Source organism: Pseudomonas sp. NPDC008258, assembly GCF_042956345.1.
Classification (GTDB): domain Bacteria; phylum Pseudomonadota; class Gammaproteobacteria; order Pseudomonadales; family Pseudomonadaceae; genus Aquipseudomonas.
Genome location: NZ_JBIBGE010000007.1, coordinates 112343 through 130897, shown reverse-complemented (window position 1 = coordinate 130897; position 18555 = coordinate 112343). Strand labels below are relative to the sequence as shown.

Below are 18555 nucleotides of genomic sequence, written 5' to 3'. Positions count from 1 at the left end.
GAGCGCTATGGAATTCACCACTCAACACTTCATCGCATTGGCGCCGATGCTGATCACCACCATCACCACGGTGGTGGTGATGCTGGCGATCGCCTGGAAGCGCAACCACTCGCAGACCTTCCTGCTGTCCACCGTGGGCCTGAACCTGGCCCTGCTGTCGATCTTGCCGGCGCTGAAGGTTGCGCCGCTGGCGGTCACCCCGCTGATCACCATCGACAAGTTCGCCTGCCTGTACATGGCGATCATCCTGGTGGCCACGCTGGCGTGTGTCACCTTGGCCCACGCCTACCTTGGCGAAGGCTCCAAGGGCTTCCCGGGCAACCGTGAAGAACTGTACCTGCTGCTGCTGATGTCGGCCCTCGGTGGCCTGGTGCTAGTCAGCGCCAACCACCTGGCCGGCCTGTTCATCGGCCTGGAGCTGCTGTCGGTACCGGTCTACGGCCTGGTGGCGTATGCCTTCTTCAACAAGCGGTCACTGGAAGCCGGCATCAAGTACATGGTGCTGTCGGCCGCAGGCTCCGCCTTCCTGCTGTTCGGCATGGCCCTGCTGTACGCCGACGCTGGCAGCCTGAGCTTCGACCAGATCGGCAAGGCCCTGGCTGCCACCAGCATGCCAAGCCTGGTGGCCCAGCTGGGCCTGGGCATGATGCTGGTCGGCCTGGCCTTCAAGCTGTCGCTGGTACCGTTCCACCTGTGGACCCCGGACGTGTACGAAGGCGCCCCGGCGCCGGTTGCCGCATTCCTGGCCACCGCCAGCAAGGTTGCAGTCTTCGCCGTGGTTGTGCGCCTGTTCATGCTCTCCCCTGCTGCCAGCAGTGGCGTGCTGAGCACCGTGCTGGCAGTGATCGCCGTGGCCTCGATCCTGGTCGGTAACCTGCTGGCGTTGACCCAGAGCAACCTCAAGCGCCTGCTGGGTTACTCGTCCATCGCCCACTTCGGTTACCTGCTCATTGCCCTGGTCGCCAGCAAGGGCCTGGCCCTGGAAGCCATGGGCGTTTACCTGGTCACCTACGTGATCACCAGCCTGGGTGCCTTCGGTGTCATCACCCTGATGTCCTCGCCTTACGGCGGCCGTGACGCCGATGCCCTGTACGAGTACCGCGGCCTGTTCTGGCGTCGCCCGTACCTGACCGCAGTACTGACCGTGATGATGCTGTCGCTGGCGGGTATCCCGCTGACCGCTGGCTTCATCGGCAAGTTCTACATCATCGCCACCGGCGTCGAGTCGCACCTGTGGTGGCTGGTCGGTGCCCTGGTGATCGGTAGCGCCATCGGTGTGTACTACTACCTGCGCGTCATGGTCACCCTGTACCTGGTCGAGCCAAACCTGCGCCGCCACGATGCCCCGCTGAAGTGGGAACAGCGCACCGGCGGCGTCATGCTGCTGGCCATCGCCATTCTGGCCTTCGTGCTTGGCGTGTACCCGCAGCCGCTGCTCGAACTGGTTCAGCAAGCTGGCCTGCAACTGATCGGCTGATCGGCTGAACGCGACAACGCTTCGGTAAAACAAAACACCCCGCCTAGCGGGGTGTTTTTTTATCTGCACGTTTTATGGCCTGCAGCTGACAGCGCCTCACTCAACAGGGCTACCTTGGCTTGCATCTGGCATAGCTGCCTTGCGCAAATCACCATTGGCTGAAGGCAGGTAAACTTCCGGGTTGGGCATACCGCTGGGGGAGAGTTCGTGGGTCATTTCAAACTCGGCGCGCACTGACCAGCCACATGCCTCGGTGGTGCATTGCAAATAAGCGATCCGCAGGAAAATATGGCGCCCTTCGCTGGTACGTATACGCATGCGGCTATGGCAATGGGGGCAAACCAACTTGTAAGTACTCACGGCAAGTACCTGCTAGCATTGCCCAGGCTTGCCTGTGTGTAGGTATTGGCTGCAACTGTGGGTGTATTCTTCAATTGGGTGGTTCTCATTGCAGAAGTGCTCCTTAAAACGCAGGGCTGTATTCATAACGAGTAGTTTAAGCCCATGGATTATCATTAAACCAGTCATGGATATTTGTTATGAGTACTCACGTACTTGCTGCGGTGCTGACGCGCCTGAAGCTTCTAACCGGCGCCCAGTCAGATGCCGACCTGTCCCGCGCCCTTTCCATCAGCCCGCAAACGCTGAGCAGCTGGAAGGTTCGCGACAGCATTCCTTACTCACTTTGCGTAAACATAGCCAGGCAGCATGCCTGCTCACTGGACTGGCTACTGCTAGGTGACGCCCAACAATGCCCGCCTGGCCAAGGTGAAACAGGCTGGGAGTGCGACATGCTCGAACGGCTACGCTCGTTATCACCAAGCGATCGCCAGGCCATCCTGCTGTTGATCAAGGACAAACAGCGTATCCAGCAGCTGGAACAGCAATTGAGCGAGCTGAACAATCACCTGCCCAACACCGCCAGCGGCTAACCCCGGCGGCGCCAGCGCTGGATGAGTTCGCGCGGGTCGAGCGTATCCAGCCATACCATGACCTTGAGGCTGATGGGGATCACCACCACGGCGGCCACGAATGCCGCCATGCCTCGGGTCAGCAGGGGTGCCAGCGAAGAAACCAGCGGCTCGAACAGGTGCCCTACCCCCACAGTCACGAACACCAGTAGCAACTTCTTGCCAAGCGTAAGGCGCCGGGTCGCATTGGTGATCAACCGGTCACGCGCAGCCCCTACCAACAAAGCCCCCAGCAAGGCCGCGAACAACACACTGCCATCCACGCCCAACAGCTCGATCAGCGCCGGGGCCATACGGTCGATGACGGATTGCTCAGGCATGGGCAGCACTCCGACGGGAAGTCGCCAGGTACTCCCTCGCCCCCAGGCTGTACATGACCGCAGCCTCGACGAAGCGGATGTAGCACACCCGCAGTGCGCGCCCCTGGTCATGCCCGGCCACATCTTCAAGGCGCTTGTAGCCCCGCTCTCGCAGCACCGCGCGCCAATGCGCGAACTCGCGTGCAGCATCAATCGCAGCGCAACGCGCAGCCACCTCAAGCGCGGCTTCACTGACCGGTCGCTGAAAACTCAACCGTTCGCGCAATCTGCCCAGGTCTACCCGTGGCCAGAAGGGGTCATGGCTATCGGCATAACGTGGCAGTAAAGAGTTGTTGCTCATGCCTCACCCCTCACTGCTCGGCCAGCATGCCGTAGCGGATGGCCTTGATCACCGCCGCCACTCGGGTAGACACATCGAACTTGCGCAGGATGTTGGATATATGGAAGTTCACCGTCGACTCCTTGCACTCAAGGATCCGGCCTATCTCCCATGAGCTCTTGCCATAGGCGCACCACAACAGCACTTGCCGTTCACGAGGCGTGAGGCGAACCGGGGCGTCCACCAAAGGTTGCTGCGGGTGTCGTGCGTTGTCAGTCATGCTTTTACTCCACAGGTGATTGAGCGAGGCATCGCTGCCCATCTGCAGTCACCTTACGAAGCGCATGCCGCCTCTCTCCACCTCTGTGGCTTGTAAAGAACTTTCGTACAAAACCGTCTGACGAAGGTTACGCAAGATTTGCTGATTTTCTTAGTGCTCCGGGCGGCATTTCGCTCGTCTCAACGCCGTTGTCCATTCGCCTTTCGCCTGGAGTCGTACAATGCGTTCCGATTTACCCCTCTCATCCTGCCTCGGTCTGCTGGCTGCCCTGGCTGCCGCCCAGCCTGCCGTAGGGGCATCCTCGGTCGAACTGGGCCAGGTGCTGATTACCGATGAGGAGCAGAACGACTTGACGGCAGCCGGCGAACGCCTGCGTGAAATACCCGGTGCCAGCAACCTGGTTGACATGCAGCGCGTGGGGCAAGGCCGTGTGGCCAGCAACCAGGACGTGCTGGCCTACCAGCCAGGTGTGTTTGCCCAATCGGCAGGCAACGACGGCATCAAGTTGTCGATCCGCGGTTCAGGCATCAACCGCGCGCCAGGCGCCCATGGCTCCGGGGTGTACACGATGTTCGACGGCCTGCCGCTGACCGGCCCTGGGGGCACGCCTTATGAGTTGTTCGAGCCGCTGTGGCTGAGCCACGCCGAAGTGCTGCGCGGTGCCAATGGCTTCGACCAGGGCGCTCTGGCCCTGGGCGGCGCCATCAACTACGTCACTCACACAGGCTACGACGCTGCGCCATTGCAGGTGCGCTACGAGGTGGGCAGCCGGGGTTACCAGCACCGCCATATCAGTTCCGGGCAGGTACTGGGCAACCTCGACTACTACGTGGCCCTGACCGATTCGGAATACGATGGCTACCAGGCACATAGCAGCGGCAGTGCCAAAGGCATTGCTGCCAACGTTGGCTACCGCTTCAACCCCAACCTGCAAACCCGCTTCTACCTGCGCTACCGGGAAACTGAAAACGAACTGGCCGGGCGCCTGACCAAAGACCAGATCAAGCACCACCCGCGCGCGGCCAACCCGGCTTACCTGGCCCGGGACGACAGCCGCCCGCAGCCGGGCAGCACCTGGGTAGGCAACAAGACCACCTTCTTCCTCGACGATGATGCACGCCTGGAAGCCGGCCTGGTCTACCACGACTACCCGATGGACCTGCGCGAAGGCCCGATGCGCCTGAAGGTGGCCTACACCGATGTCAGCGGTACGCTCAACTATTTCCGCCGCGATACCCTGTTCGGCCACGAAAGTAAAACCACTGTCGGCTGGCGCACCACCAAGCACCTGCCCAACAGCGGTGCTTCGCAGTTCGCGCGCAATGGCGACGTGTTCGGTGCACGTACTCGCGATTTCACCTACCAGGGCTCAGACACGGTGCTGCATGTAGGCAACGACCTGGAACTGGTCCCCAACCTGTGGCTGACCACGGGCCTGGCAGCGATCTACACCCGCCGCGAGAGTGACGTGACCTACCCTGCCGAAGGCGGCAAGGTGAGCATGCACGACTGGGACTACGCGCCACGCCTGGGGCTGCGCTACGACATCCGCCCGGACCTGCAGGTGTACGGCAACCTCAGCCGCTCGGTAGAGCCGCCACACCCGTGGTCGCTGATCTGGAGCGCGCCCAGCACCGGCGGCAAGCAGATCCAGCCGATCGAGATGCAGAACCAGACCGCCACAACCCTTGAAGTGGGTGCACGTGGCGACTCGGCGCTAGGCCGTTGGGACCTGGCCTGGTATTACTCGCAGGTGCGTCACGAACTGCTGGCCGTGGAAGTGGTGCCGAACTTCACCTCGGAATTCAACGCCAGCGCCACCGTACACCAAGGCGTCGAAGCGGGCCTCGACAGCACCCTGTGGGAGCGCGCCGGTACCGGCAAGCTCAGCTTGCGCCAGGCCTACACCTTCAGCGACTTCCATTACCGTAATGACGATAAATTTGGCGACAACCGCCTGCCCGGCATCCCCATGCACTACTACCAGGCCGAGCTGCGCTACGACTGGCCGAGCGGCTTCTACGCCGGGGTTAACACGCAAATGGCGTCGAAGGTACAGGTGGACTATGCCAACAGCTACCACGCCGACGAATATGCCTTGCTGGGTGCGCGGCTTGGCTGGGATTCACCGAAACAGGACTGGCAGACCTGGCTGGACCTGCGCAACCTGACCAACAAGCAGTATGCGGCAACGGTGACCCCGGCCTACAACGATGCAGGCAACGACAATGCCCGCTCTACCCCGGGCGAAGGGTTTGGCGTGTACGCGGGCGTTTCCTACAGCTTCCGCTAAACAGCCGGGGCCGCTTTGCGGCCCATCGCCGGCAAGCCAGCTCCCACACCGACCACAGCCACTTCAAGCCCTGTACAATCCCTGTGGGAGCTGGCTTGCCGGCGATGGGCTGCGCAGCAGCCCCAATGAAGGCGGACACCAAATGAACAGGCCTCAAACCGCCCGGTTCAACTTCACCCACGAAGCAAATTTGTCGATAAACGCCTGCAAGAACGGCCGGGTCTTGTCGTTGAGCTTGCCTGAGTCCTCGAACAGGCTGGCCGCCCCGCCGATGTAAGCCTCGGGCATCTGCATGCACGGCATGTCCAGGAATACCAGCGACTGGCGCACTGCATGGTTGGCGCCAAAGCCCCCAATAGCCCCCGGCGATACACTCACCACCGCTGTCGGCTTGCCACTCCAGGCACTTTGCCCGTAAGGCCGGGAGCCCACATCGATGGCATTTTTCAGGCAGCCTGGCACCGAACGGTTATATTCCGGCGTGACGAACAGCACCGCATCACTGTGGCGGATCTCTTCACGAAAGCGCTTCCACGCTTGCGGTGCCCCCTCGGCCTCGACATCTTCGTTGTACAAGGCCAAATCGCCGATCTCGACAATTTTCAAGGCAAGGCTGGACGGCGCCAGCTCCGAAAGTGCGTGGGCAACCTTGCGGTTGTAGGACTCCTTGCGCAAGCTGCCGACGACAACCGCTACCGAATACACCTGGCTCATGGCAATTTCCATCCTGTGCTGGGTAAAGGGACGTTGTAGTTATAGATGACCGTTCCTCGGCGCTTTGGTTTTTTTTTGTGCAAGGCGAAAACTTCCGAGGCTGTTCCACGGTCTATGCCTTCAGACATTTTCTACGTAATTCAGAGGTTTCCACCCAAATGGCAGCAGTAATGGTCGGCCAATTCCACGCCCGTGACGCCGAAGGCCGTATCTACCCCGTGCATGAGTTCCAGGAATCCACCCTGCAAATCGACGGCAGCACGCTGGGCGCCCCCATCACCACTTACCGCCTGGCCATCGGCGACAAGGTCAACCACCTGGGTGAAAACCGTTTCGAACTGGCACGCAGCGGCGTCGAGATCATTCGCATTCCGTGATGCAGTCAACGGTGTAGCCACCACTCTCGTTCTGCAGGCCATGCACGTCGGCGACAAAGCCCGGGAAGCCCTGGTTGAACGCCCGGGCGAAGGCCAGGTAGTCGAGTATCGAGCGGGTCGCCTCGGTGAACCGCTCCCCCGGCATGATCAACGGGATGCCGGGCGGGTACGGCACCAGCATCACCGCCGCCACACGCCCCTGCAGTGCCTCGATCGGCACCGCCTCTACCTCGCCACGCACCATCTGGTCGTAGGCCTGTGCCGGGCTCATGGCCACCTCCGGCAAGCGCGTGAACAGGCGCTTGAGTTGCTTGGCAGTGGCATTGGTGAGGTAGCAGCCATGCAATTGGTCGCACAGGTCACGCAGGCCCATGCCTTGGTAGCGTGAGGCATCGGCGGCCACCACACTCGGCAGGCAACTGCCAAGGGCCGTATTGCCATCATAGTGGCGCTTGAACTCCAGCAACTCGGTCAGCAAGGTGCTCCACTTGCCCTTGGTGATGCCCATGGAGAACAGCACCAGAAAGCTGTAAAGACTGGTTTTCTCCACCACCAGCCCCCGCTCCCACAGAAACTTGCTGACCACCGCCGCCGGTATTCCGCGCTCGCCCAGCACACCACCCGCGCTCAGGCCCGGCATCACCAGGGTTACCTTCAGCGGGTCGAGCAGCACGTAGTCGTCCACTACCTCGCCAAAACCATGCCAATCCGCCCCGGGCTGCAGCAGCCAGTCTTGCGCAGCCAGGCGCTGGATACCTTCGGCACTCGGCGGCTGCCAGATACTGAACCACCAATCGTGCGCAGCAATGTGCTCGCGCAGATTAGCCAGGGCACGGCGAAAACTCAGTGCTTCGTCAAACATCTCTTGCAGCAGCGAGCGCCCGGCCGGCCCCTCCATCATGGTCGAGGCCACGTCCAGCGAGGCGAGGATGCTGTACTGCGGCGAGGTCGAGATATGCATCATGAACGCTTCGTTGAAACGGTCGCGGTCCAGTTGGCGCCTGGCGCCGTCCTGCACATGGATCATCGAAGCCTGGCTGAACGCTGCCAGCAGCTTGTGGGTGGAATGGGTGCTGAACACCAGCGGGCTGTCTGGCGCGCAGTCAGTGCCCATGGCATAGCGCCCGGTGAAAAAGCCATGAAACGCCGCATAGGCAAACCAGGCCTCGTCGAAGTGCAGCACTTCGACACTGGCCCCCAGGGTTTGCTTGATTAGCCCGGCGTGGTAGCACAGGCCGTCGTAGGTGGAGTTGGTCACCACTGCCAGTTTGATACGCGGTTCCCGGTCACGGGCGAGCGGGTTGGCCTGGATCTTTGCCCGGATGGCCTCTGGGCTGAACTCGCTGAGCGGGATCGGGCCGATGATGCCCAGTTCGTTGCGCTCCGGGCACAGATAGAGCGGGATGGCGCCGGTCATGATGATTGCGTGCACCACCGACTTGTGGCAATTGCGGTCCACCAGCACCAGATCGTCACGGCCGACCATGGCATGCCAGACGATCTTGTTGGCGGTGGACGTGCCGTTGATGACGAAGAATGTGTGGTCGGCACCGAAGTTACGCGCAGCCCTGGCCTCGGCTTCGGCCAAGGGGCCGGTGTGGTCGAGCAGCGAACCCAGCTCCGGCACGGAAACAGACAGATCCGAGCGCAGTGTGTTTTCGCCGAAAAACTGGTGAAAGGCCTGGCCTACCGGGCTTTTATGGTACGCCACCCCTCCACCATGGCCCGGGGTGTGCCAGGAATAGTTGGATTGTGCCGTGTGCTGCACCAGCGCCTTGAAGAACGGTGGCAGCAGGCCGTCGAGGTAAGTGTGCGCGGCTCGCGCCACCTGGCGGGCGAGAAAGGGCACGGTGTCTTCGAACAGGTACAGGATGCCGCGCAGCTGGTTGAGCTCGCTCATGGCTTCGGCAGGGGCGTTTTCCAGGGTGACCTGCTCACCTAGCGCGAAGATCGGCAAGTTGGGGGCGCGCAGGCGGGCCAGGCGGATCAGCTCGGCCATGTTCTGCAACAGGTGGGTATTTTCGCCGACGCCTTCGGCGGCAATCAGCATGCAGGCCAGGCCGTGGTGGGTGGCGGCGACCAGGCGCGCTTCGGCGTGGTCGGCGGCGGCGAGGATGGCAAAGCCGTCCTGGCGCAGTTCCTCGGCAATGCCGCGCACGCGCTCGCCGGCGACGCTGTCAGCCTTGATGGCGCGGTGCACGATGAGGATGGGGAACTTGAGGTCCTTGTACATCAGGTGGCTACCTCCGAAGGACATGGCGTCCATTTCAGGGTAGTTGAACCTGTGTTTTCAGGGCCGGCCCCTTCGCAGGCACGCCCGCTCCCACAGAGAACCCCACCGCCCTTAAGCCTTGCGCGGTACCTGTGGGAGCGGGCGCGCCCGCGAAGGGGCCGGTACAGGCTGAAAATCAGCCAGTAGCTGTCTCGGTCAGGGCCTGCCACATGGATGGCCCACCCGCCGACTTGGCAACCGCCGCCAGCCGCTCGGCATGCGCCTCCAGCTCTTCGGCACTGGCCAGGATCACCCGCCCCGGCGCACGCCCGGTAATCCGGCGGATCTCACTCCCCCCAGCCCCCTGCCCGTCACCCTCGGCGTCTGCCCCATGCCCAGCCAGCGACAGGCTGGTCTGGCCCCCGGTCATCGCCAGGTAGACGTCTGCCAGCAGTTCCGAGTCGAGCAATGCGCCGTGCAGCTCACGGCCAGAGTTGTCGATATCGTAGCGTTTGCACAGCGCATCGAGGCTATTGCGCTGCCCTGGGTGGCGCGAGCGCGCCAGCAGCAGGGTGTCCAGGATGGTGCAATACTGCGAAGCGTCCGCACGGTCCTGCTGGCCGAGCAAGGCAAATTCGTTGTTGATGAAGCCAACGTCGAACGCCGCGTTATGGATGACCAGCGTGGCGCCCTGGATGAAGTCGAAGAACTCTTCGGCCACGTCAGCAAAGCGCGGTTTGCCGACCAGGAAGGCATCGGTGATGCCGTGGACGTTGATCGCGCCCTCGTCACTCTCGCGGTCCGGCTGCAGGTAGACGTGGAAGTGCCGCCCGGTCAGGCGCCGGCCGATTACCTCGACACAGCCGATCTCGATGATCCGGTGGCCTTCGCTCACCGGCATGCCCGTGGTTTCGGTATCGAGAATGACGAACCGCTTATCTTGCTGCTGCTCCACGCGGGGCGCTCCAACTTGCATCAGTTACAAAGGCCGCGATTGTACCCCAGCTCAACGCTGGGCGCGCACCTCATCGACCCCGCGGTTGGCCAGCTGGTCGGCGCGTTCGTTGCCAGGGTGGCCGATGTGGCCGCGCACCCACTTCCAGGTCACCTTGTGGCGGTTGACCTGCTCATCCAGCTGCTGCCACAGGTCGGCGTTTTTCACCGGCTCCTTGGCAGCGGTCTTCCAGCCGCGCTTCTTCCAGTTGACCATCCATTCGTTGATGCCCTTCATCACGTACTGCGAGTCGGTGGTCAACACCACCTCGCATTCGCGCTTCAGCGCCATCAACCCCTGGATCGCAGCCATCAGTTCCATGCGGTTGTTGGTGGTTTCGCGTTCGCCGCCCCACAGTTCCTTCTCGACGCCCTTGTAGATCATCAGGACGCCCCAACCACCCGGGCCCGGGTTGCCCTTGCAGGCACCATCGGTAAACATCTCGATGCTTTCGCTCATGTACCACTCATGTTCAGTGCTTTTCAGTATCCGGGTTGGCCGCAGTGCGGTTGACCTTGGCCAGTGGCAGTGGCAGCAGCTTGCCCATCGGTTCGCGGCGCTCCTGGCGCAGCGGCCGCAGGCCAACCACCATCTTGCGCGCCACCAGCAGGTACACGCCGCCACCCGAGCTTTGCCAGCCACCGGCCAGCCGCTCCCAGCCCTCCAGGCGTTGCTGCCAAGCCGGTGAGGCAAGCGGCGGACGATAGCACCCGAAGCGGCGTTTCTCCAGCGCGAAGCCCAGCAGGTTGAGCCAGTCACCCACCCGCGACGGCGAGATGCAACGGGCCTTGCGCAAGGCGCCATGGCTGAAGAAATGGCGCATGCCCCAACTGCTCCACGGGTTGATACCCACGATCAGCAAATGCCCGCCCGGGCGCACGGCGCTGGCGGCCTCGCGCAGCAGGCCATGGGGCGACAGGCAGAAGTCCAGGCCATGCTGCAGCACCACTACATCGGCGGCGTGTTCGCTCAGCGGCCATGCCTGCTCCTCGCAGACAATCTCCACCCCCGGCAACGGCGCGCCCAGGCGCACATTGCGCTGCACCTGTGGCGCGCTCGGTGGCGGCTCGGCACAGGGCCCGTAATGCACGAGGTAGCCACCGAAGAAGCGCCCCAGCTCTTCTTCCAGCAGTTTTTCCTCTTCCTTGAGCATCAGTTGGCCGAGTGGGCCGTTGAACCACTCACGGGCCAGGCTGATCAGCTTGACCCAGTCCGGGTCGGCCTGGGCAAAGGCTTGGTCGGTCATTGCGCTCTCCCTCGAAGGTTCTCGCACCGCGCCATCGCGGCTAAGATGCCCTCATGTGCCACGCTAGGCGAATCGGATCCGCACCATGATACAGATCGATGCTCTCCCCGCTTTCTCCGACAACTACATCTGGTTGTTACAGGATACTGCCAAACGCCACTGCGCGGTGGTCGACCCGGGTGACGCCGGCCCGGTGGAACGCTGGCTGGCGGCCAACCCCGGGTGGGTACTCAGCGACATTTTGATTACCCACCATCACAACGACCATGTCGGTGGCGTGGAACGCCTCAGGCAACTGACCAACGCACGGGTGTGGGGCCCGGCCAACGAGCGTATTCCCTGCCGCGACCACGCACTGGACGAAGGCGACCAGGTCACCGTGCTGGGCGTAACCTTCCAGGTGCTGGCCGTGCCTGGCCACACCCTGGGGCATATCGCTTACTTCAGCGACCAGCCAGCAACACCCGTACTGTTCAGCGGCGATACCCTGTTCGCCGCCGGGTGCGGTCGTATGTTCGAGGGTACACCCGAACAGATGCAACCGGCCCTCGCCCGCCTGGCGGCGCTACCCGCCGAAACCGAAGTGTACTGTGCCCACGAATACACCCTCAGCAACCTGCGTTTTGCCAAGGCAGTGGAACCGGGTAATCCGCACGTTCTGCAGCGGTTCGAGGACGTTACCCGTTTGCGCGCCGACAATCGCATCACCTTGCCATCAACCATTGGCCTGGAACGCCTGACCAACCCCTTCCTGCGTACCGCTGAAACATTAGTTAAACAAAAAGCAGACGAATGGAAGGGACATCCAAACGACTCGCAGGTCACTGTTTTTGCTGCCTTGAGGTCTTGGAAGGACACCTTCTGATAACCGCAAGATATATCGCAATCAATGGTCAAAGGTTGACCAGGCCCGGAGCGGTTTCTAGAATCGCCGAAATTTTTCGCCCGGATACCTGTGTCAGCCGATGTCTTCCCGTAGCCGCAGAACCTCTCATTCCGTCGCCCTGACGCGCCTGGCCCAAATCAGTGCGCTGGCCCTGGCCGCCACCCTGGTGGGCTGCCAGAGCACCCGTCAGCTCGACGAATCCGATAGCGTTCGCGCGCACAACTACCAGGCGCGGATCAAGCACAAACCTTCGCCGCTGCTGGTCAAACCGGCCGAGCAGGCGCCGCAGGATGTCTGGGAGCGCATGCGCCAGGGCTTCGCCCTGCAAGACAGCATCGACGTCAACCCGCGTATCGAACAGCAGCGCCTGTGGTTCGCCAGTAACCCGACTTTTATTGAAAGCGCCGGCGAACGCGGCAGCCTCTACCTGCACTATATTGTCGAGCGTCTGGAAGAGCGCGACATGCCGCTGGAGCTGGCGCTGCTGCCAGCCATCGAAAGCGCCTACAACCCGATGGCCTATTCACGCGCCAGCGCTGCGGGCATGTGGCAATTCATGCCAGCGACAGGTCGCCACTTCAACCTGCGACAGACCAATTTCTACGATGGCCGCCGCGATATCACCGCGTCGACCAATGCAGCACTGGACTACCTGACCCGCCTGCACGACATGTTCAACGGCGACTGGCTGCTGGCCCTGGCGGCCTACAACGCCGGCGAAGGGACTGTCAGCCGGGCCATCGAGCGCAACGAGAAGCTTGGCCTGCCGACCGATTACTGGAACCTGCCGCTTCCGCAGGAAACCCGTGACTACGTGCCCAAGCTGCTGGCGCTGTCGCAGGTGGTGTCCACGCCTGAAGCCTATGGCGTTAACCTCAACCCGATTGCCAATGAGCCTTACTTTGAAGCGGTGGCCATCAATGATCGCCTCGACCTGTCGCGGGTGGCAGCCTTTGCCAACATCGACGAAGACGAACTGATCCAGCTCAACCCGGCCTTCAAGAAGCGCATGACCGTGGATGGCCCCAAGCAACTGCTGGTGCCCACCGCCAAGGCGCAGCTGCTCAGCGACAGCCTGTCCAACCTCAAGCCCGAGCAACTTGTCGCCCTGCAACCGAACAAGGCTGTGTTCGCCCGTGCCGTCGCCGAAACCAAGGCCCCCGTGGCCGCCCGCAGCTATCGGGTAAAACGCGGCGACAACCTGGGCGCCATTGCCAAGGCCAACCGCGTGTCGGTCAAGGACATCAAACGCTGGAACCGCCTGTCCGGCAACAGCCTGCGCGCCGGCCAGGTCCTGGCCCTGCGCGGTGGCAATGCACCAAGCGCTGCCGGCAATCGAGTGGCGGCCTCTGCACAGCGCTCTACCCAATACAAGGTTCGCAAAGGTGATTCGCTGTACCTGGTGGCCAAGCGCTTCAACGTGGAAATGAAGCACCTCAAGCGCTGGAACCCACGCAGCGGCCATGCCCTCAAGCCAGGGCAGACCCTGACCGTATACCTCGGGCATTGATTTGATCCCGGGGCCGCTGCGCGCCCCATCGCCGGCAAGCCAGCTCCCACAGGTACTGCATATGCCTTGAAGTCGGTGCGGTCGGGGTGGGAGCTGGCTTGCCGGCGATGGGCTGCAAAGCAGCCCCTTGCAATCCTCAGGGCGGCACTCTTTTTCCAACCCCACCAAGCTGTTACTGTACCCCGATCAAAGCCCAACGCCTCTGGATCGGATGCCGACTTGATACGTCCCCTCCTGCTGTCACTCAGCCTGGCCTTGAGCTTTCCCGCAGCCGCGATGGTGAGCGAAAGCCACGGATACGCGCAGTTCGGCACGCTCAAGTACCCAGCCACATTCACCCATTTCGACTGGGTCAACCCGCAAGCGCCCAAGGGCGGTACCTTGCGGGCCATGGCTTTTGGCACTTTCGACACCCTCAACCCCTACACCTTCAAGGGGTCGAGCCCGATCACCACACCTAATTTCCAGCAGTACGGCATCAGCGAGCTGAACGAGCCGCTGATGGTTGGCACCGGCCAGTACGACCCGTCCGGTGACGAGCCGACCTCCAGCTATGGCCTGATAGCCCGTTCGGTGGAATACAGCGAAGACCGCAGCTGGGTGGTGTTCAACCTGCGCCCGGAAGCCCGCTGGCATGACGGCCAGCCGATCACCTCGGCTGACGTGGCCTTCTCCTACCGGACGCTGCTCAAGGACGGCCACCCGATCTACCGCACCAACCTGCAGGAAGTGCAACGGGTGGACATCCTCGGGCCGCTGCGCATCCGCTTCGTGTTCAAGCGCGCCGGCAACCCCCTGCTGATCCTGCGCCTGGGCGAGATGCCGGTGCTGCCCAAGCACTACTGGCAAAAGCGCGACTTCAAGGCCACCACCTTCGAGCCACCACTGGGCAGCGGCCCCTACCGCATCACCGACGTTCAGCCCGGTCGCCGGCTGGTGTTCGAAAGGGTCAAGAACTACTGGGGCAAGGACCTGGCAGTCAACCGTGGCAAGTACAACTTCAAGCGCGTGGAATACGAGTTCTACCGCGATGCCACGGTAGCTTTCGAAGCCTTCAAAGCCGGCGAATTCGACATCTATATCGAGCACCAGGCCAAGAACTGGGCCAACGGCTACAACTTCCCGGCGGTGCGCCGTGGCGAGGTGATCAAGGCACAGATCCCGCACCAGATCCCGACGCAAACCCAGGGCCTGTTCATGAACAGCCGCAGGGCCACCTTCAGCGACCCACGGGTACGCCAGGCGCTGGGGCTGATGCTCGACTTCGAGTGGACCAACCGCGCGCTGTTCAGCAGCGCCTACCGCCGCTCGACCAGTTACTACCCCAACAGCGAATTCGCCGCCAGCGGCCTGCCCACCGGCAAGGAATGGCTGCTGCTGGCCCCGCTGCGCGACCAGCTGCCGGCCAGACTGTTCAGCGAGCCCTACAAGGTCAGCCAGACCGATGGCAGTGGCATCAGCCGCCAGACCCTGCGCCAGGCCCTGGGCCTGCTTGCCGAAGCTGGCTGGAAGCTGAATGGCCAGCGCCTGGTCGACAGCAAGGGCCAGCAGCTGCGCATGGAGTTGCTGCTGGTAAACCCCAACCTTGAACGCATCCTGCAACCTTATGTCGAAAATCTGTCCAGCATCGGCATCGATGCGCGCTTGCGTACCGTGGACCGTGCCCAGTACAAACAACGCCTGGACCAGTTCGATTTCGACATGATTCTGATGACCCTGAACCAGACCTTGAGCCCCGGCCTCGAACAGTGGCTGTACTTCCATTCCAGCCAGGCCGCCACCAAGGGCAGCAAGAACTATGCTGGGGTCAGGGACCCGGTGGTCGACCACCTGCTCGACACGCTGCTGGCTGCGCGCACCCGCGACGACCAGGTCGCCGCCGCCCGCGCCCTGGACCGCGTGCTTTCATGGCAGTACTACATGATCCCCAACTGGTACCTCGACAATCATCGCCTGGCCTACCGCAACCGGTTCGCCTTCGTCACCACGCCGCCCTACACCCTGGGGCTGAACAGCTGGTGGATCAAGACTTCGGAGAAAGCCCAATGACGCCAACGCACCCATTGCGCCGGCTGGCAGACAGCCTGTTGCTCGCCTGCCTGAGCCTTCCCGCCCTGGCCGCACCGCAACACGCGCTCACCCTGTACGACGAGCCACCCAAGTACCCAGCCAACTTCAAGCACTTCGACTACGTCAACCCGGATGCGCCCAAGGGCGGCACCTTCCGCCAGTCCAGCTTCGGCGGGTTCGACAGCCTCAACCCGTTCATCAACAAAGGCGTGTCGGCCGAGAACATCAGCATCATCTACGACACCCTGATGCGCCAGAGCCAGGACGAGCCTTTCACCGAATACGGCCTCGTCGCCGGCAAGATCGAAAAGGCCCCCGACAATAGCTGGGTGCGCTTCTACCTGCGCCCAGAGGCACGCTTTCATGACGGCCACCCGATGCGCGCCGAAGATGTGGTGTTCACCTTCAATGCCCTGATCAAGGACGGTGCGCCGCTGTACCGCCAGTACTATGCCGACGTCGCCGAGGTGGTCGCCGAAGACCCGCTCAAGGTGTTGTTCACGTTCAAGCACAAGGGTAACCGCGAGCTGCCGTTGATTCTCGGCCAGCTACCCGTACTGCCCAAACACTGGTACGAAAATCGCGACTTCAACCGCGGCAACCTGGAGATCCCGCTGGGTAGCGGGCCTTACAAGGTCGCCGAGGTGAAGGCCGGGCGCTCGGTGCGCTACGAGCGGGTCAAGGACTACTGGGCCAAGGACCTGCCGATCAACCGCGGGTTCTATAACTTCGATGCCATGACCTTCGACTCCTACCGCGACACCACCGTCGCCCTGGAGGCACTCAAGGCCGGCGCCTTCGACTATGCGCTGGAAGTCAGCGCCAAGAACTGGGCCACCGCCTACAACGTACCCGCCGTGCGCGACGGCCGCCTGATCAAGGAAGAGCTGCCCAATGGCAACCCTACCGGCATGCAGGGTTTTATCTTCAATATCCGCCGCCCGGTGTTCCAGGACGTGCGTGTGCGCCAGGCCCTGAGCCTGCTGCTGGACTATGAGTGGACCAACAAGCAGCTGTTCAACGGCGCCTACACCCGCACCGGCAGCTACTTCGACAACTCGGAAATGGCCGCCCACGGCCTGCCCAGCCCGAACGAGTTGAAAATCCTCGAACCGCTGCGCGGCAAAGTCCCTGAGCAGGTGTTCTCCGAGCCCTTCAAGAACCCGGTCAGCGACGGCAGCGGCATGATCCGCGAGCAGCAGCGCCAGGCCTACAAGCTGTTGCAGGAGGCTGGCTGGAAGATTGTCGACGACAAGATGGTCGACGCCCAGGGTAAACCGGTAAGCATCGAGTTCCTGCTGGCACAAACCGAGTTCGAACGCATCCTGCTGCCATTCAAGCGCAACCTTGCCGACCTCGGCATCGACCTGAACATCCGCCGGGTGGACGTTTCCCAGTACATCACCCGCCTGCGCTCACGTGACTACGACATGATCGTCGGCGGTTACCCGCAGTCCAACTCGCCGGGCAACGAGCAGCGCGAGTTCTGGTCCAGCGCCGCCGCCGACAACCCCGGCAGCCGCAACTTCATCGGCCTGCGCGACCCGGCCATCGACCAGCTGGTGGAACAGCTGATCAACGCCGACTCGCGCCAGAGCCTGGTCGACCATTGCCGCGCCCTCGACCGCGTGCTGCTGTGGGGCTACTACGTGATCCCCAACTGGCACATCAAGACCTGGCGCGTGGCCTACTGGAACCACATCGGCCACCCGAGCCTGTCGCCCAAGTACGATATCGGCATCGACACCTGGTGGATCAAGCCCGGGGTAACCCCGGCGGTCAGCGAAACCCCTGCGGACGAGGCCAACTAAGATGCTGGCCTACATCCTGCGCCGCCTGCTGCTGATCATCCCGACCCTGTTCGGCATCCTGATCATCAACTTCATCATCGTCCAGGCTGCCCCCGGCGGCCCGGTCGAGCAGATGATCGCCAAGCTCGAAGGTTTCGAAGGTGCCACCAGCCGCATTGCCGGTGGCGGCGCCGAAGTGTCCGTTGCCGGTTCCAACTACCGTGGTGCCCAAGGCCTGGACCCGGCACTGATCGCCGAAATCGAACGCATGTACGGCTTCGACAAGTCGCCGCCCGAACGCTTGTGGATCATGATCAAGAACTACGCCCGGCTGGACTTCGGCGACAGTTTCTTCCGCGATGCCAAGGTCGTCGACCTGATTATCGAGAAAATGCCAGTGTCGATCTCGCTGGGGCTGTGGAGCACGCTGATCATGTACCTGATCTCGATCCCGCTGGGCATCGCCAAGGCGGTGCGCCACGGCAGCCACTTCGACGTGTGGACCAGTTCGGCAATCATCGTCGGCTATGCCATCCCGGCGTTCCTGTTCGCCATCCTGCTGATCGTGCTGTTCGCCGGCGGCAGCTACTTCGACTGGTTCCCGCTGCGTGGCCTCACCTCCAACAACTTCGACGAGCTGAGCACCACCGGTAAAGTGCTGGACTACTTCTGGCACCTGGTGTTGCCGATTACCGCGCTGGTCATCGGCAACTTCGCCACCATGACCCTGCTGACCAAGAACAGCTTCCTCGACGAAATCAACAAACAGTACGTGGTCACCGCCAAGGCCAAAGGCCTGAGCCGGCCAAGGGTGCTGTATGGCCATGTGTTCCGCAACGCCATGCTGCTGGTAATCGCCGGCTTCCCATCCGCCTTCATCGGCATTTTCTTCACCGGCTCCTTGCTGATCGAGGTGATCTTCAGCCTCGACGGCCTGGGCCTGATGAGTTTCGAGGCAGCCATCAACCGCGACTACCCGGTGGTCTTCGGCACCCTGTTCATCTTCACCCTGCTGGGGCTGGTGGTGAAACTGATCGGCGACCTGACCTACACCCTGGTCGATCCACGCATCGACTTCGCCAGCCGGGAGCACTGA

General features: G+C 62.4%; 18 protein-coding genes. 9 read left to right on the top strand and 9 right to left on the bottom strand.

Annotated features, from left to right (window positions below; all coding sequences use genetic code 11):
- Positions 1-7: 7 nt before the first annotated feature.
- A complete protein-coding gene (gene nuoN / locus ACFY9W_RS07865; RefSeq protein ID WP_391128052.1) occupies positions 8-1477 on the top strand; it encodes an NADH-quinone oxidoreductase subunit NuoN in 1470 nt (489 codons plus the stop codon).
- A 96-nt stretch (positions 1478-1573) separates the two neighbouring features.
- Here nuoN and ACFY9W_RS07860 read toward each other — a convergent pair whose 3' ends face one another.
- Positions 1574-1837, bottom strand: a complete 264-nt coding sequence (locus ACFY9W_RS07860) for an ogr/Delta-like zinc finger family protein (RefSeq protein WP_391128049.1) — start codon at positions 1835-1837, stop codon at positions 1574-1576.
- A 179-nt stretch (positions 1838-2016) separates the two neighbouring features.
- Here ACFY9W_RS07860 and ACFY9W_RS07855 point away from each other — a divergent pair, with 179 nt between their 5' ends.
- Positions 2017-2409: a helix-turn-helix domain-containing protein gene (locus ACFY9W_RS07855; RefSeq protein WP_391128046.1), complete on the top strand. Its 393-nt coding sequence runs from the start codon at positions 2017-2019 to the stop codon at positions 2407-2409.
- Here the strand turns inward: ACFY9W_RS07855 and ACFY9W_RS07850 are convergent.
- Genes ACFY9W_RS07850 through ACFY9W_RS07840 form a run of 3 tightly spaced genes read right to left on the bottom strand, consistent with a single transcriptional unit; the run spans position 2406 to position 3367 of the window.
- Positions 2406-2768, bottom strand: coding sequence for a hypothetical protein (locus ACFY9W_RS07850; RefSeq protein ID WP_391128043.1), 363 nt, complete (start codon positions 2766-2768; stop codon positions 2406-2408). The genes ACFY9W_RS07855 and ACFY9W_RS07850 overlap by 4 nt on opposite strands.
- The gene (locus ACFY9W_RS07845; protein ID WP_391128040.1) at positions 2761-3108 is read right to left on the bottom strand and encodes a head completion/stabilization protein; all 348 of its coding nucleotides are present in this window, start codon (positions 3106-3108) and stop codon (positions 2761-2763) included. The genes ACFY9W_RS07850 and ACFY9W_RS07845 overlap by 8 nt, the downstream gene beginning before the upstream one ends.
- A gap of 10 nt (positions 3109-3118) precedes the next feature.
- Positions 3119-3367: a LuxR C-terminal-related transcriptional regulator gene (locus tag ACFY9W_RS07840; RefSeq protein ID WP_391128037.1), complete on the bottom strand. Its 249-nt coding sequence runs from the start codon at positions 3365-3367 to the stop codon at positions 3119-3121.
- Between the two features lie 220 nt (positions 3368-3587).
- Between ACFY9W_RS07840 and ACFY9W_RS07835 the strand changes: the two genes are divergently transcribed.
- Positions 3588-5660 (top strand): TonB-dependent receptor domain-containing protein, encoded by a 2073-nt coding sequence (locus ACFY9W_RS07835; RefSeq protein ID WP_391128034.1) that lies wholly within the window; start codon positions 3588-3590, stop codon positions 5658-5660.
- A gap of 153 nt (positions 5661-5813) precedes the next feature.
- Here the strand turns inward: ACFY9W_RS07835 and ACFY9W_RS07830 are convergent, their stop codons facing one another.
- Positions 5814-6374, bottom strand: coding sequence for an NAD(P)H-dependent oxidoreductase (locus ACFY9W_RS07830; protein WP_391128032.1), 561 nt, complete (start codon positions 6372-6374; stop codon positions 5814-5816).
- Between the two features lie 158 nt (positions 6375-6532).
- Between ACFY9W_RS07830 and ACFY9W_RS07825 the strand changes: the two genes are divergently transcribed.
- Positions 6533-6751, top strand: coding sequence for a hypothetical protein (locus ACFY9W_RS07825; RefSeq protein WP_110740679.1), 219 nt, complete (start codon positions 6533-6535; stop codon positions 6749-6751).
- On the opposite strand, the gene ACFY9W_RS07820 is transcribed toward ACFY9W_RS07825, so the two are convergent.
- The 4 genes from ACFY9W_RS07820 to ACFY9W_RS07805 form a co-directional block, all read right to left on the bottom strand.
- Positions 6735-8984, bottom strand: coding sequence for an Orn/Lys/Arg decarboxylase N-terminal domain-containing protein (locus ACFY9W_RS07820; protein WP_391128253.1), 2250 nt, complete (start codon positions 8982-8984; stop codon positions 6735-6737). The two genes, ACFY9W_RS07825 and ACFY9W_RS07820, sit on opposite strands and share 17 nt — an antisense overlap.
- 175 nt (positions 8985-9159) lie before the next feature.
- Positions 9160-9918, bottom strand: a complete 759-nt coding sequence (gene dnaQ / locus ACFY9W_RS07815; RefSeq protein WP_391128028.1) for a DNA polymerase III subunit epsilon — start codon at positions 9916-9918, stop codon at positions 9160-9162.
- A gap of 51 nt (positions 9919-9969) precedes the next feature.
- Entirely contained in the window at positions 9970-10416 is a 447-nt protein-coding gene (rnhA, locus tag ACFY9W_RS07810) for a ribonuclease HI (protein ID WP_176682204.1), read from the bottom strand.
- A 13-nt stretch (positions 10417-10429) separates the two neighbouring features.
- Positions 10430-11203: a methyltransferase domain-containing protein gene (locus ACFY9W_RS07805; protein ID WP_391128024.1), complete on the bottom strand. Its 774-nt coding sequence runs from the start codon at positions 11201-11203 to the stop codon at positions 10430-10432.
- A gap of 85 nt (positions 11204-11288) precedes the next feature.
- Between ACFY9W_RS07805 and gloB the strand changes: the two genes are divergently transcribed.
- From gloB to ACFY9W_RS07780, 5 genes are all read left to right on the top strand, one after another.
- Positions 11289-12068 (top strand): hydroxyacylglutathione hydrolase, encoded by a 780-nt coding sequence (gloB, locus tag ACFY9W_RS07800; protein WP_391128021.1) that lies wholly within the window; start codon positions 11289-11291, stop codon positions 12066-12068.
- A 100-nt stretch (positions 12069-12168) separates the two neighbouring features.
- Positions 12169-13599, top strand: a complete 1431-nt coding sequence (locus ACFY9W_RS07795) for a transglycosylase SLT domain-containing protein (RefSeq protein ID WP_391128019.1) — start codon at positions 12169-12171, stop codon at positions 13597-13599.
- Positions 13600-13818: 219 nt separating this feature from the next.
- A complete protein-coding gene (locus tag ACFY9W_RS07790) occupies positions 13819-15648 on the top strand; it encodes an ABC transporter substrate-binding protein (protein ID WP_391128015.1) in 1830 nt (609 codons plus the stop codon).
- A complete protein-coding gene (locus ACFY9W_RS07785; protein ID WP_391128012.1) occupies positions 15645-17480 on the top strand; it encodes an ABC transporter substrate-binding protein in 1836 nt (611 codons plus the stop codon). The genes ACFY9W_RS07790 and ACFY9W_RS07785 overlap by 4 nt, the downstream gene beginning before the upstream one ends.
- 1 nt (position 17481) lies before the next feature.
- A complete protein-coding gene (locus ACFY9W_RS07780) occupies positions 17482-18555 on the top strand; it encodes a microcin C ABC transporter permease YejB (protein WP_027608722.1) in 1074 nt (357 codons plus the stop codon).